The sequence below is a fragment of the Winkia neuii subsp. neuii DSM 8576 genome (assembly GCF_000420405.1).
In the GTDB taxonomy this organism is placed as follows: domain Bacteria; phylum Actinomycetota; class Actinomycetes; order Actinomycetales; family Actinomycetaceae; genus Winkia; species Winkia neuii.
The window spans coordinates 58576-73520 of sequence record NZ_ATUW01000009.1; the positions used below are offsets into that span (position 1 = coordinate 58576).

Consider the following 14945-nt stretch of genomic DNA (forward strand, 5'->3'; position numbering starts at 1 on the left):
CCCCAACTAGAAACAGCTACAGCTGTTTCAGCAGCTTATTCATCTGCTTTTGTGCCTTATCTAAAGCATCCTGGGAAGATACTTCCCCACGAATAGCTTGATTTACGTTGTCTACCAACGTGGATTGGACCTTGCCGGTCAGATAGAACGAAGACATTACAGCCTCAGCCTTCTGAGCATCTTCGGCAGCGATCTTGTAAGCCTGCGCAAAGACCGGATCCGAATTGTTCGCGGGTGGCTCCTTAGCGATCTTCTCGAGAGCTTCAGTTGCCGCTGGGAAGATAATTGCGCCGCCATCGCGCGTCCAAGCAAGCTCTTGCTCGGCCGAAGTAATGTGCTCTGCCCACTTCACCGCCAAGGGAGTGTTCTTGGTAGTTACCGAAACGCCAATAAACTGGCCTTCGTAAATCGGCTTCTGGCCTTTATTGCGCGGAAACTTACTAACTCCAGTGTTCTTGTAAACCCCGGGGTTGGAGTCCTTCACCGAACGCAAGAACGAAGCGTTTGGCGTGCCGAAAGCCAACGAACCGTTGTTGTAATCCTTCGACGGATCCGGGTCACCCGTCAGCGAATCTGGCGAGATTCCGCCCTCTTTGTAAAGCTTGGCCATCTGGTCCACCCATTCCTTGGCATTCTTGTCCTTAGCAAAGGTGAACTCGGTGGAATCGTCGTTCATCATTTTCACGCCCATTCCCTGCCATTCAGCGTTCAGGTACCAGGAAGCATTGCCGTAGATTGCGAAAGCGCCAGTCTTTGCCTTCGCAATCTTGTGGGCGTCTTCGAAACGTTCGGTCATGGTTGCTGGAGACTTTTCTGGATCCAGGCCGGCATCTTTGAAGATCTTCTTGTTGTAGGTGTTCACGAATGGGCCGAAATACCAAGGCAGTGCGGTGTGGTGCTCATTAGCGCCGAGGTTGATCGAATTCCAGATTGAGGGCACAAACTTATCGCCGATCCCCGGAGCCTTCACGTCGTAGTCGAGAAACAGGTTTCGCTTCGAAAGGGCCAAGATGGTGGTAGACGGAACGTTTACTACGTCCGCCATTTTGCATCCTTGCGCTTGAGTAGAAATCACTTGGTCGAATTCAGCGTCACCGGGGATGTCAGTCCATTTGATTTTGGTGCCCGGATTGTCCTTCTCAAATGCGGCAATCTGTTTTTCGAAGAACTCGCGAAAATCCGCCTGCAGGCCCTGGGTCATAAATGTAATCTGGCCCTTGGCCTTTGCAGTATCAACCTTCGAATCGTCAATATTGGCCTTAGGTACCTCGCATTGCACAGACGGCTTCGGAATCTGCCCGTCCTTGGTCTGCGCATTGTTGTTGGCATTACTACACCCCGTGATGGCTAACGGCGCAACAGCCGCCAACGCTGCGAATCGGAGTAGAGAACGCATCCTTGTCATTTTTCCTCCAAATACTAGTGTGAGCGACCACTCTGTCCGCAGGGGCGACCCTGCTACCTCACACGTGTTAGGCATATTTAGTTTAGCTCACCTGCGGCGGCTATGAAACAGTTTTCGAAATTGGATTATCCGATCCCTCGTTCATCTTGCTAGCTGCCGCTAAGCAGGATCGCCGCCCGTGCGTCTAACCCTAATTTTTAGGGTAGCTGGGCGGGGGGTAGCCCCAGCTGCCGGCAACACATCTGGACCGCAGGATCGAGTGCCAATTCCGTGGTGGACCAAATCCACAATTACGTAGGTTGAAGCCGTTTCAGGCAGTTGCCAGTTGTGCCCTACCCCAGTCAATTGCAATGGGGAATATGGGCATACGCTTACCCCTACAGGAGTCGAAAAGGACACTTCGTAGCGAACGTTATTGCGCTGCAGAACTAGTGAATCCACCCCACCTCTATGGGCCCCCTCTTGGGGACACAATTGGTCCGTCCACATGCTATTTGAGGGGCCGGTAAAAGTACCCACCCAGCTTCCCTCACTCATGTCAGGATAGTTAGGTCCCGGCCCCAGACCGTGGTAGGTAACTTGCCAATCCGTTCCCGCCAGCTTGTACATGTAGCCAATTCTGGGAACGAATATGGGCCACGAACCTACAGGCTGCGCCTCTAGCCGGATCCAAGCATCGTCGCGACTGCCGGTGGCCTCAACGTCAGTAATTAGCTGCCAAGTCTTGTTGGCTGCGCTGGTTACTAACTTCCCGTCTCCACTGCGCCTAGTCACAGCTAGATGCAGGCGATAATCCATCCACTTTTCTGCACTGGACGGACCCCAGCTCCCTCTTCCTTGCCCCAAATTCTGCTGATCCGATTGCTCCCAATAGTCGAGCGGGCCATGCCCCTTGTCGTTGTCAGTTGGAGCTCGCCACAAAACCACCTCGGGCAGAGGAAACGCCAGCTCGCCCTCGAATCCTGCCTGCGCCCTCAAATTCCCCCTGCCCGCGAGCGCCTCTGCTCCGCCCGAAGCTTCGCCGGCTTCGTCCAGCTTGGCCTCAGTCTGCCTTACGCTGCATACGCGAAGATTTCCAGGCAGGCTGGTACCTACTGCGCCCATAGGCACCTTAGACATGTGCACTGGCGAGGGAACCTCGACATAGTTTTGCCCCAATACAGCAGCCCCAACGCGTTTGCCTGACAGTGGTAGCGGCACAGTTACCGTCGCATAGGGGGCAATTGGGGGGACTTCAACATCTTTATAAGCATCGTCAGTAAAAACACGCACGCAGGCTGGGCGTTCAAGGCTCGCCCCACGGTTCTGCACCACTATTTCTTCGGTTTCGAGGTCGGCAGTGGCCACCACGGGTGCCACAATATTTGCCCAATTCACCAGCCCGGGACTGATTTCGCTGTTGGCGCTTACTAGGCCGTCGCACACGAAATTGCCGTCGTGGATCTTCTCGCCGAAATCCCCGCCGTAGCCAAGCTGGCCGTTGGGGAGGCGGAGGGCGTGATCGCGCCATTCCCACACAAAGCCGCCACAGTGGTTCGGGTGTTTTCGAACTAAATCCCATATGGGCCCAACCCCGCCGGGACCGGTTCCCATCGCGTGCGCATATTCAATCAGCACGTAGGGGTGACGTCTTGCAATAGCAGCCTGTTCTTTGCTCAAACGAGAGGCCGGGTGGCCAGGCACTGCTAGCGGCCCGCCTGGTGCAAAGAATGCTTCCTGCTCGCCAATTGATGGGTACATGCGCGAGTGAAAATCACTGTAATTACATTCGTAGTCGCCCTCGTAGTGAATCGGTCGAGAAGAATCCACTTCGCGGATAGCCGCGGCAGCTGCAGCCAGGTTTGCTCCGGTATGCGACTCGTTGCCAAGAGACCAGGCGAAAATTGATGGATGGTTTAGATCCCTATGAACGAGGCGTAAGGCCCGATCCACAATTGCCTCTTTCCAAGTCGGATCTGCGGACGGATTGTTCCGCCACCGGTCAAATTCAAAACCATGCGTCTCGTAGTCGGATTCGTCCATAACCCAAAACCCCAGTTCATCCGCTAGGTCCAGAAGTTGCGGGTGCGGAGGGTAATGCGAGGTGCGTATCGCATTGATGCCAAATTGCTTCATTAGCAACAAGTCGGCCCGAGCGAATTCATAGTCGAAGACTCGGCCACGCTCAGCGTTAATTTCGTGCCTATTTACGCCCCGCAAGATCAGGCGCTTGCCGTTAGCACGCAGCTGTCCGTCAACAATCTCTACCCTAGTAAAGCCAACTCGTAGCTTTGCCTCGCTTTGCCCTGCGACTACGTTCAGATCGTATAGGTGCGGGCTCTCGGGCTCCCAGGCTTGCACTTTCCCAAGTTCAAACGTCGCGGACGCGTTAGCCCCCATGCGCGCATTTAGTCCCAACTGGGGCATCTGCACCTTCACCTGGTCACAGTCAGCGCACACACGGAGCGTTATCTGCCCCTCACCGTCTACAAAGTCAGTATTCACCTGCACGTCTGTAAGATCCGAAAGGTGCACTAGCTGGACGTCTCGAAAGATACCGGGCAACCACCACTGGTCTTGATCTTCCAAATAAGAACCTGGGGAAAATTGGCTGACACGCACGCTAACTAGGTGCCGACCTGCGGTAAGCAACTCAGTTACGTCGAATTCGTGAAGCAGGCGCGAACCTTGAGTGGAGCCAACCCACACCCCGTCAACCCAGATCTGACCAATAGACTCAATCCCGTGTAGCCGCAATATCGTGCGCCCACCTGCAGGCCAGTCTTCCGGAAGTTCTACCCACCGCCGATAATCCCCCGTGGGGTTTTCGTCAGGAACATAGGGCGGGTCTAACGGGAATGGATAAGTGAGGTTAGTGTAAGCGGGGTTGCCCCGACCTTGGCCGGCAGGCAAGACCCAATGGGAAGGGACCTCAATTTTTCCCCACCCCTCTTCGGAAGTGGGAGAAAATGCTGGATCAGCCACGTCCGGCAGCTCTCCCGCAGGCTCCGGGTTGGCCGTATTACGTATGCAAAAATCCCACTGCCCATTCAAACTGATTTCCGGTTCTGTGCTCGGGAAAAAGGATCTGGGTGGCATTGCGCCACGGCCCGGTTCTTTAGTCTGTGGCAGCATCCAGTTTGTATCTGCCTTCACAGCGTTCCCTCCCGCTGCATTTTTAGGGTATTTGCCCATCTTTGCGCCTCATACGCCGTTACACTCCACAACACCTCTTCGTGTTGTATTCTGACAGAAACCCAACCTATCACGAGTTAGGCGCCAGCGACCGAGTTTTGTTCTGGCGGCAGGAGGGAACCGCAATGGCACGCACAACCAGGGCAGACGTCGCCCGTCTAGCCGGAGTTTCGCCCTCTACAGTTTCTGTTGTGCTAAATGGCAGAAGCTCACAACTACAGATATCTGCAGCGACCCAAAAGAGAGTTTTAGACGCTGCGGCAACGCTACGCTACATTCCGCAAGCATCCGCACGTGGACTTCGCACCCGCAAGTCCCGAACTATTGGTTTAGTGCTAGGGCAACTACCCGAAGACCCATACGCCCCCGTAGTGCGCGACGTCCTAATTACCGCAATAAGCACCTGCGCTAGCCGCGGTTACTTCGTGCTGCCAATCCCAGAACCAGCCGACGTGAACGCCTCTTTCCCGTTCGTGCGCTCCCTGCTAGGCGAAGTTGATCTAGCGGGGGTGATTTGTGAAACCACTTCAAAACAGCGATTCCTGGGACAGCTGTTAGACGAGGTCGACGTCCCTGTCATGTGGATGTCACTGGTAGAAAAACCCGACGACTTTCACGGCAGCGGACACATTCGCATCGACGAGCAGGCAGGCGTGCGCGAGCTAGTAAGCAACATAGATATTTCAGGCGACGCCACCGCACTCATGCTCACGGGCCCTAACTTGGACTACTCCAGACACAAGCCATTCATGAATAAATTCGGTTCGCAGGTGCGGCAAATCAATCTGCCAGACTGGACCTCTGCCACTGCTCAAAAAACGGTAAGTCAGATCTTGAAGAACGAAACTAACATCGGACTGATCTGGGCAGTAGACGACCCCCTTGCCGTAGGGGCGTTAGCCGCCTGCGAAGAAGCAAGGATAGCAGTTCCAGACCAGATTCAGATTGCAGGCTTCGGCCCCCAATCTGACCCAACAGCCCAGCTAGCGGGCATCACCAGCGTTGACTGGCCACTGCAGCAAATGACCGAGTTGGCGGTAACTAACCTAATCGAGTCCCTGTCTGGTAAAGCCCCCGCAACCAACCCGGTAGTCGACCTCGCCACCAAGGCCGTATGGCGCAAAACCACCCGCTAGCGCGCTTCTAGATCTCTGGGAAATTGTTGCGCCCTGCCCTAACTCGAGTTAGGCTTTAGCAGTGGTAACCCCAATTTCTAAAATAACCGCAGCCGCGGTTTTCCCACCTGAAGCAATACGAAAGACCAGGCTGTCCAAGCCAAAAGCCATGCAAAGCGCCCCAAATTTTGGGGCCGCCCGCATGCCCACAATGGCTACAGGCGGCCCCTTCTGGCGGAAAATTCCACCGTGCGAGCGCCCTTACGCCCCCTCAAAAGCGAGATTAAAGGAGGGCGGCGCGGTGCTCGCCAGTCTACGCTTGGGGCTGTAATTTTGCCCCTCCCACGCCTTCTCTGCCCGGGTGGAATAACCAGGCTGGACACGCCTTGCAGGCCACCACTCAAACCCCCTTGTTCGCCCGCACCCGCGTGGGTGAAAAATACTGCCCTCAGTTTACTAGCGCGCGGGGGCTGGCACCGGGCCTTTTGGCACAGTCCCCCCACCCAATTTTTAGGTCAGCCTTCCCCGGCCGAGGGCGGGCACAACAGTGGCCGGGAGGCTCACCTGCTTGCAGACAAGTGGGCGCTCCCGGCCACTCGGTTACCAATAGGCGCAACGCCTACTAGATGCGTTTAGCCGCGCTGGGCCCGGCGCCTTGCAACCAGGGCGCACCCTCCCATGAAGGTCCCAAGCGAGATCGCAGCAATTATGCCTGCCTGGGACCCTGTGTGGGCAAGGGCGGGCTCGCCCTCGGCGCGCACAACCGTACGGACAATCCGCTTGCCCGCCTTTGCGTCCTTCTGCTCGCCCTTCCCTTGGCCAGCCTTTTCGGCGGGGGTTTTACCCTTGCCTTCCTTTGCGGCCTCATCTATGCCTGGTCCGGTCTGCTCGCCCACGCCCGCCGGCTCCTGCCCGGGCACATCCCCCGTTTGGGTACCCGCATCGGTCCCGTCCGGCTTGGCCCCAGGCTTAGTTTCGTCCTCGCCCTTCGGATCTACCTTCGGGTCTACCTTCGGTTCTTCCGGCTTCACTTCCGGTTCAGCATCCGGGGTACCCTTCACGTACTTGATTTGCAGCGAAGCCACCTTCGCCTCATTCTTAGCTTCGGCCTTAAACACCAGGTAATGGCGGCCGTCGCGGTCGCGGAGCACGCGCGCTAGCGGCTGCGAACCATCCTCACTGTTCAAACTGAATACGGCCGGCTTGTAGCCGTCAAACTTTTTGATCAACGGGTCCGAAAGCCCAATGCGAACCTCCTGGCCCTCTACCACCTTTAGTTCGGCGCTGACAGGCACCCCTGCCTCGTTCTTGAAAGGTTCAGTGAGCAGCTCGGTGGGCCCATTTTCGCTCGGACGCACGTAAGTGAACTTTACGGTCACCTTCTTTTCGGGGTCCACCTTTTCTTCGACCAACTTCGCCTGGGCGTCCTTCAGCTGCTTGGTCAGCGCGTCCACGTCAGCCTGGCTGGCGTACGGGAAACCCGTGGGCAGGGAATTTTGCACCTTCTTGATCGCGTCCAAGAACGGGGTGCGCGACGCTGCCGTCCACCCGTTGCCCTTGGCGGGAGTCTTCGCCACGGCCTCGTCAAACGCCTTCTGCAACTCGGCCAGATCCGGGGCCTTGTATTCTTCCTTCGCCAAGGCGGCAATTGCCGCCTTGAGCGCCTTAGCGGCACGGTCGAAATCAGCGTGAGTATTCAGCGGGCCCGCCTCACCCGGGGCAAGAATCGAAGTTAGGTCCTTAGCGTCAACCAGGTTTGCGGCCTCGGCGAGGGCGGAAGTGAGCGCGTCGTAGCTAGCCTTCGTGTAGCGCTTGCCATCCTTGCCGTTTTCAGCCAGCTTCTTGTCGGCCTCAGCAATTAGGCGCTGCAGCGGCTCGCGGTCGAAGGGAGCCGGTTCGATCTTTTTGAACGCCTTATTTACTTCGTCGCGCATCTTCGCCAGGTCATCTTGGCTAATTCCCGCAGTACCAGCCTTGGCCTGCCCCACCAGGAACTCTGCTGCAGCTTTGGCCTGCTTGTAGGCGGCGTCAGTGCCTTCCTTAATCTTGATGCCGGCCGAGGTCGCAGCCTGGTAGTCGCGGTCGTGTTCGGCTATGGCGCCTTCAAGTTCCTTGGTGTCAAGCTTCTTCGGGGCAGAATCAATCTTTACGGTAATGGGCTGCTGACCTTTCAAGTTCAGCACAACGGAATCACCCTTGACCCAGATCGGGCTGCCCAGGCGGAACAGGGTCTTGTCATACTTGCCGTTGGTGTCCTCTGGCGCCCATTCCAGGGAGGCGGAAATAGCTTCGTTGTACTTGAGGCTGTTGTCATCTGGCAGCAGCAGTTTCCCGTCAAATTCCTCAACCCCCAAATCGGTTGAGGAATACGGCAATCCCAGCTGGCCGTACAGGGCAACTTTGACCGTCTTGCTAGTAGTGTCCTTCTCTAGAGTGGCGGCCCAAACTTTTAGGGTCCCACCCATGTCTAGCGAAAAGTTCTGTACGGAAGAATTGGCCTTCACGTTTTCAAATGTATTTTCATCAGCTGCGCTTGCGGCGGCGGGGAATACCGCCAGCAGGGCGAAACCTGCCACCAGGGCGGCCAGCGCCCGCTTGAGCAGGCCGATGCGGCCTGAGGTTTTCAGCATCGACTTACCTTTCTTCAGGTTAACTTAGGCGAGCCTAACCTTATAAGCGCCCAGGTGGGAGCGTCAATACGCCCTACCAAAAACGCTCTGTGGCGCACTTCTGCAGTCTCAAATAACTTACGTATGAAAACTACGCCCCTGAAACGTGCGCCCTCAGGCGTTGCCACAAGCTTTCCGCGCCGCACGTACCTCGCGGGTCAAAAACGCCCCCACCGCGCACACCGTACCCCCAAAGATTAGGGCCCACCAGGGAAAACGAGGCAACTCAGAGGGCCCACCCGCGTGGGCCAAATCGTCCTTAGCGGTGGGAATTACACGCTCGCCAGTAACCAGAATCCGGTGCGAATTGATGCCCAGCGGCGTACAGGTGACCAGGGTGGCCAAATCCTTGCCGGGCACGGGCTCAATCGCCCGGGTTTCAGAAGGGGCCACCACCTGCACTTCAAACACGCGGTAGGTGAGCACGCGCCCAAACACCTCCAACGTGAACGTATCCCCCTTGCGCAACTTATCCAGGTCCGTAAACAAGCGGGCCGACGCCAGCCCCCGGTGAGCGGTAATAACCGTGCGCGTCGAAGCTCCCCCAACCGGCAGCGAAGTACCCTCTAAGTGGCCAGCCCCCTTCAGCAGGGTGGCCTCCGAGGTGCCGTGATAGATCGGCATGTCAACATCGATCTTGCGGATGCGCACCCGCCCCATAGTGCCACTATCGTCAGCACGCAAAATATCGTTATAACTCCAAGTGCCCCGAGCCGCCCCCGTACCCGAAGCAATGCGAGCCCCCGACTTTAATTCCGCACCCGAAACCAACGCCTTGTTGTAGGCGGTAGCCGCATCTAACTGGGCCTGCCGGTCAGGGCGAACAGATTCGAGCTTATGAGCGTACTCACCCACAAGCTTCGACTGGTTGTATTGGCTAAACCAAGCTGCCGTCGACGGGTAAAGCAGTAGGCAAACCCCCACCAGCGCCAACACACTAATCAGGGTGGGCAAAAACAACCGCTTGACCAAAACAACCACCTTAATTAAAGGAAAACAAACAGGTCGAGGGCGACGGATTACCCGCCGCCCTCGAGCTAAACCCAAACCCTAGGCGCGCTTACGCGAAGAGTACAGGTACAGGCCACCAGCGATCGCTAGCACAGCGACACCGCCAATGGTCAGCAGCAGCTGGCCGGCAGCACCAGTCAGCGGCAGCGAGGGGCCGGTCTGCTTAGTGTTGTCGTAGACCAGATCGTCGTTAGTGGTCTTGCCAGCGGTAACGGTGATGGTCTTGCCTTCGGTGGGCAGCACGTAACCGGCAGGAGCCTTAGTTTCCTTCAGGGTGAACTGCTTGGTGATGCCGGTAGTGTCCTCGTTCTGGCCGATCTTCTTCAGGTAAAGGCCTTCGAACTCGTAGATGCCGTTGCCAACGTACTTGGCAGTAGCAACCTCGGTGTCGGTGTCCTTTTCGTATACCTTGAACTCGGCGCCTTCCAGGATCTTGTGGGTATCCTTGTCCTGCTTCTTCAGACGGTAGTTGCCGAGCACGGCCTTGTCAGAAGGAACGATGGTCGGAGGGGTGTCCGGAGTGGGCTTCTTCATGTCGTTGATGAAGAAGTTTGCACCGGTGTTTTCCACCTTGCCGTCTGCGGGCAGTTCCTTCAGGGTGGTCTTCAGAGCAAAGTTTAGCTTCTTGCCTGCCTGGCCCTTCAGCTTAGCTAGACCGGACTGGGTCAGCTCAACAGTGACGAAGTTATTGGTATCAGAAGTGGTGTAGTCGGCTGCGTCCAGCTTGGTGTCGCCAACCTTGACCTCGGCAGAAACGAACTTCAGGTAGGAAGCCAGCTTATCGGTTACGCCAGCCTTGGAGTAGTCCTTGCCTTCTGCAACGTTCGGCACGTTGTAAGAGATGTTCCAAACTAGGTTTTCGCCAACCTTCTTGAAACCGGTGTCGTCCAGAGTCTTAGCTGCCGGCTGGACTACCTCGTTCTTCGGGTAGGCGTGTACGTTGTACAGCCACTCAGAAGAGTTCGGGAACGGAATAGAAACGAAGAACGGCTTTGCCTTTTCAGTGACATTGTTGTTGCCGCTGTCGGTACCTTCAGTAACGTAGTAGACGCCTGCCGCCAGGTTGTCGAATTTGGCTACACCGCCGGCACCGGTGATCTGCGAGGAAGCGACGCCCAGGTTGTAGTCCTTACCATTTGCAGTGACCTTGGCATCGTCCTTGGCAGTCAGCTTCGAGACGACGTTCCAATCTTCAGCCTTCTTCAGGTCCAGGCCTTCAACCTTCTGCACCTTGAATTCGATGCCGCTTAGGGCCTGGGCACCAGCAGGAGCAGTCTGCTCAGTGCCGTCATTCTTTAGTCCCTGCCAGGTCGGCTTGGCGTACTTGTGTACGGTGATCGAACCGGTACGGTTCAGGTCCGGGTTGCCCTCGGCGGCAACGGCGTGCGGTGCCACGAGGATAGTCAGCGCGCCCAGCACTGCAGCCAGTAGCGCTCCGAGGATCCTGGCGATCCTCTGCTTCTTTAGCTGTTCCATTAATATTCCTTTCCAGTCATGGAACTTCTGCCGGCCTCGCGGCTCAGCTGTTTTTGCGTCGAAGGAGCCAGCCTGCTCCCGCGGACGCGGCGACTATTCCACCCACCAGGTAGAAGATGTCGCTGCCAACCCCGCCGGTAAACGGTAGGGGTGGGACGTCTTGTTTCTCGTTTTTGATATTTCCGAGGGCGACGTTGGTTTTGCCCTCGCTCGGGTAGATATCTACCCGGTGTACGCGCCGGTTGAGCTTGTAGGCGACGGGGGCTTTCACTTCTCGTAGGAAGTAGTTACCCCACCCCATTTCGGTGAGGGCGAAGTGGCCCCCGCGCGGGTCTTTGTCCGGCCCCTTGCACCTGTTGGCGGCTCCTGCCACGCAGTCCTCAATGGTGACGTGCCTGATCACTCGATGTTTGGGCGAGGTAGCCTGCGAGTTGTCATTGCCGTTGATCTGCCAGGTGGACCCTGCTAGCGGTTTGCCAGATTCGGCATCCACCTTGGTCCAGGTAACCCTGCCCTTTATCCGGTGGTTTGGCACTAGCACGCGACTTGGGCGTGGCCCGCCCGCCTGCACTCGCACGGGAATTCCATCCGTTTGCTGATAGCCCTTCGGGGAGGCCGGTTCCACCACCACATAGTTGCCGGGCGCAAGGTTGCGCCAAGTGGCCTCGCCGCGGCCATCGGTTTTTTGCGTGGCGCCGATTCGTTCTTCGTTGCCATCACACCTTTGGTTGCCGTTGGAGTCTTTGCACAATTGCAAGTCGACTCCCGCCAGGCGCGCCTCAGAGGGCATAGAAGCCTCGTCGGTGGCCCCCGCCCTCGCCATAGAATCGGCATCATATTTGACGGCGGTCACTTCCCCGCGGGGAGCACCGTTAGTAATAGTGCAGGTAAGATCGCCGCTGCCGGAACCAGTCACCCTGGCTGCGAAACGGTGTTCACTATTTTCGATAACCCTGGCTGGGCGCACTATGCCGGCGCCGTCAGTGCAGGTTACGTTCTTGTCGTAGGCGGTTAGTTTCGAGGCCGATCGGGCCCCCATGCGCTCTTCGACAACGTAGCTAGTGGCATTGTCGCGCACCAGCGAGTCAGTCTCTGCGCGGTTACCCCTGCCAGTATCAGCGGATTTGTTCTGACTTTGGCGGTTGCGCTCCTCGTACACGTTCACTTTGAAGGAGTCAGCTCCGGCCGCACGCGACTGCACTACCTTCGCAGCCCGAATAGTTGGCAGGGCCGCGCCGCACCCTTCCAGGTCGGTCATCTTAGAACCAAAGCGGAAGTCGTAACCGCCCGCGTTGCGCGGTTCCGGCATTTGATATACCGGGCGCAGGGAATTGTCGTTCAAGCCCAGCTTGAAAAGCTGCTTGCGGTTCGGAGCGCGAGTGTAGACGGCCGACAGGTAGAAGCTGCCGTCGGCTCCGGCTGCGAAACCGTTAGCCTCCCAATACGCCATACCTTTGTAGGGCCAGCCGGGAATGCCGGAATTGGTTACGTTCACGCTGCGAACTAGCTGCGCGTCTAGGGCAGGCTCGCCCTGGGTGCGCACCGAAACCGTCTTGTTATTTCCTCTGCCACCCACCGACGATGTCCAGCTACGCTGAGCATTTTGGAGCGCACGAGCATAATCAATGCGGTAAATATTTACTTTTAGCTTTTCGTTGCCCGAAATCCATTTAGTGTTACCTTCAGCAGACGCTGCAAGCACGTATAGGTTGCCGCGCGAATCGAACAGCAAGTCGGTAAGGAGCTTCGCCGAGGGCATATTGTCTACCCAGAAGTTGCCTAGGCTCGAGACGGAATTCCTTTTCGGGTCGTATGCCAAAACCCTAATCTGGCGGCGGGGGCTCGCGTTGTTTTGGAGGGCGTCTCCGGCCACCACATATTGGCCTTGCGGGCTTACAGTACCGCCACTAAAAGGCATTCCCGCGCCGAGCACCTTAATAGTTTCTAGCCGCTGGTATTGCCCGTTTACTACTACGCCCCTACTAATGTAAACGGGGGCGCTAGTACCCGTGTGAGTAGATTTTGTCGCGCGATGTTCGGCATGGAAAACTGTTCCATCCGGGCTAATTCCCAACGCATCATAGCCTTGCCCGGCACCGGTGATATTTGGCCTTGTCCGCCGCTCGATAATGGCCAGGTTTCTTGGCCCAGAAGTGACCCTGTTGCCCTGCAGCTGGAAGTTTTCCAAGGAACCATTGGCCGATTCGATCCAAGTAATACTGCCCGGCTTGCAAAATTCCTGCGCACCGGAAGCGCGATAGTACCCTGCGGTGGGGGCAGTCTGAGCAGCGGCGGGATTTTCTTTCCGCTGCGCAGATTTTTGCACGCCCTCGCCCTGTGCAGGCGGTTTTTGAGCGGATTCCGGCAGTGCCTCTTCAGCGTTTGAGGCTGCGGGGTTGCTGCCGCTTACCTGCCGTTCATCGGTGCGGCGCGCAGAGGCGCCCGCAGGCGAGCCTTCGCCCTCAACAGGGGCACTTTCCCGCGTGTTTTTGGGGTTTGTAGCCGGCGAGGACGAATCCGGCCCCGTTACGCTTTGCCTATCGCCAGGGGCGGGCTGTGCCTCAGCAGCCTTCCCCCCAATGGCGGGTCCGTCGGCCAGCGCAGAGCCGCCAAACACAGTAGAAGCCACCAGCGCAGCACCAGCTACAGCCGCACAGGCTGCACTCACATAGCTGTTCTTTCTACCCAAGGCTTTACTTTCTATCCGCCAACATGAACCTAACGACCGGGAACCGGTTGCCAACCTGCAGAAGGCGATAGCTTTAGCCTTTAGCAAGACAGCGAGAAGAAAGCTACCACGTGGCGAAAACAGTTGGAATTGGACCAGCTGGCTAATTTTTAAAAAGATTTCCATGCACGTCTGTTCCAGCACAATGAATATTCCTAGAAATTAGAGTTAAAATAAACGGGGAACACTGAGCGGGTGCATGAACGCCAAATACAATGGAGTAGTTTCGGCAATGGTTCCCAATACCATAAAGGCGTTTAAGTGGGATGAATCATATTTAGCGTGAACGGATATTTCGAATACTGAGAGTCTGGATACCAAAGGTTCACTAGCTACGATTTTGCTGTGTTTTATTTGTGAATAAGTGGCGCCTTTGGCTGCAGGAAGCTTTTATTGTGAGCGGGCGGCAAGGCAAGCAAGCAAATTTGCCTAGGCCGGGGCGGCTGCATGCTGCAGGCCCCTAATCCAGCCCGGCTCTTAGGCCAACTAATTTGTCCATTTGCGCGCATTTTGCGCCTTAGTTTTCGCACCTGCGTCATTGGCGGAAAACTTTTCTCCCTGTAAGCAAGGCAAGCGTTTTTGTTTCGAGGGCCAGGCCCGGCTTAGCGCAGTGCACGCGCACAAACGAAAGCGGTAGCCGCAGCCCAAGCTTGCGGCCTGCAAGAGGCCGGGTACGGTACCGGGGGCAATTCCGCCCTAAAAGGACGGCCGCCCTCGTCGGCTGGTTCACCCCGGGAAGGAAACACCGCAAATAGTTCTGGCATGCGGTAACCGAAATGGGCTGCCGCCTTGTCCAACCTGAGCGCTACCTCGTGGGCATGGCCGGTAAAGCCTTCGGCAAGCATTCCCTCGATGATCATTCCGTTGTCGTGCGCCCACACACTCCCACAGTGGTAGGAAAGAGGGTGGAACGCAGCCGAAGAAGCAGCGAGCGTGCGCACCCCGTAGGCCGTCAGCAAATCGGGTTTGCATAGGAAAACTATTGATCATCGCCGGCCGGCTGGCGGACTTATCCACAGATTGTTCTGAAGCGGTTGCGAGGGAAAAAGCCGGTCGGTATTTTTATTTTTGTGAAACATGCAACGAAGCATCTAGCCGCCACTGCCCTAGCACTCGCCCTCCTATGCACCGGCTGCTCCACGGCTAAAAACTCCACCCCAGAAGAAAAACCCACCCAACCAAGCCCAACCCAAACCCCATCACAAACACCAACCCCAAAATCCGGGTGGGAAGACGGCCCACCCCTACTACCCGTCCAAGCACAAAACAACACCCAAGAAGGCGCAATAGCCACCGGCAAATTCTTCATCGAAGCCAACGACTACGCCATCCAAACCGGCGACACCCAACCCATGCAAGAAGTCATA

The 14945-nt window shown here is 56.8% G+C and carries 9 protein-coding genes; 2 read left to right on the forward strand and 7 right to left on the reverse strand.

What is annotated here, in order from left to right; genetic code table 11:
• Positions 1 to 16: 16 nt before the first annotated feature.
• Positions 17 to 1405, reverse strand: a complete 1389-nt coding sequence (locus G437_RS0108730) for an extracellular solute-binding protein (RefSeq protein ID WP_024332181.1) — start codon at positions 1403 to 1405, stop codon at positions 17 to 19.
• Between the two features lie 159 nt (positions 1406 to 1564).
• A complete protein-coding gene (locus tag G437_RS0108735) occupies positions 1565 to 4540 on the reverse strand; it encodes a glycoside hydrolase family 2 TIM barrel-domain containing protein (RefSeq protein WP_158237497.1) in 2976 nt (991 codons plus the stop codon).
• Positions 4541 to 4704: 164 nt separating this feature from the next.
• Between G437_RS0108735 and G437_RS0108740 the strand changes: the two genes are divergently transcribed.
• Complete coding sequence (locus tag G437_RS0108740) at positions 4705 to 5715, forward strand: LacI family DNA-binding transcriptional regulator (protein WP_029769512.1); 1011 nt, start codon at positions 4705 to 4707, stop codon at positions 5713 to 5715.
• Between the two features lie 611 nt (positions 5716 to 6326).
• Here G437_RS0108740 and G437_RS0108750 read toward each other — a convergent pair.
• The 5 genes from G437_RS0108750 to G437_RS10645 all read right to left on the reverse strand — a co-directional run bounded on the left by G437_RS0108750 (position 6327) and on the right by G437_RS10645 (position 14537).
• The gene (locus G437_RS0108750) at positions 6327 to 8324 is read right to left on the reverse strand and encodes an FIVAR domain-containing protein (protein WP_024332183.1); all 1998 of its coding nucleotides are present in this window, start codon (positions 8322 to 8324) and stop codon (positions 6327 to 6329) included.
• A gap of 153 nt (positions 8325 to 8477) precedes the next feature.
• Complete coding sequence (locus G437_RS0108755; protein ID WP_425273938.1) at positions 8478 to 9344, reverse strand: class C sortase; 867 nt, start codon at positions 9342 to 9344, stop codon at positions 8478 to 8480.
• A 69-nt stretch (positions 9345 to 9413) separates the two neighbouring features.
• Complete coding sequence (locus G437_RS0108760; protein WP_024332185.1) at positions 9414 to 10850, reverse strand: SpaH/EbpB family LPXTG-anchored major pilin; 1437 nt, start codon at positions 10848 to 10850, stop codon at positions 9414 to 9416.
• 43 nt (positions 10851 to 10893) lie between these two features.
• Positions 10894 to 13539 carry an MSCRAMM family protein gene (locus tag G437_RS0108765; protein ID WP_141739476.1) on the reverse strand — a complete coding sequence of 882 codons (2646 nt, stop codon included), beginning with the start codon at positions 13537 to 13539 and terminating at the stop codon, positions 10894 to 10896.
• Positions 13540 to 14180: 641 nt separating this feature from the next.
• Positions 14181 to 14537, reverse strand: coding sequence for a glucosidase family protein (locus G437_RS10645; RefSeq protein ID WP_024332187.1), 357 nt, complete (start codon positions 14535 to 14537; stop codon positions 14181 to 14183).
• Positions 14538 to 14648: 111 nt separating this feature from the next.
• Here G437_RS10645 and G437_RS0108780 point away from each other — a divergent pair.
• On the forward strand, positions 14649 to 14945 hold a 297-nt coding region (locus G437_RS0108780), incomplete at its 3' end, for a DUF6318 family protein (RefSeq protein ID WP_244263223.1).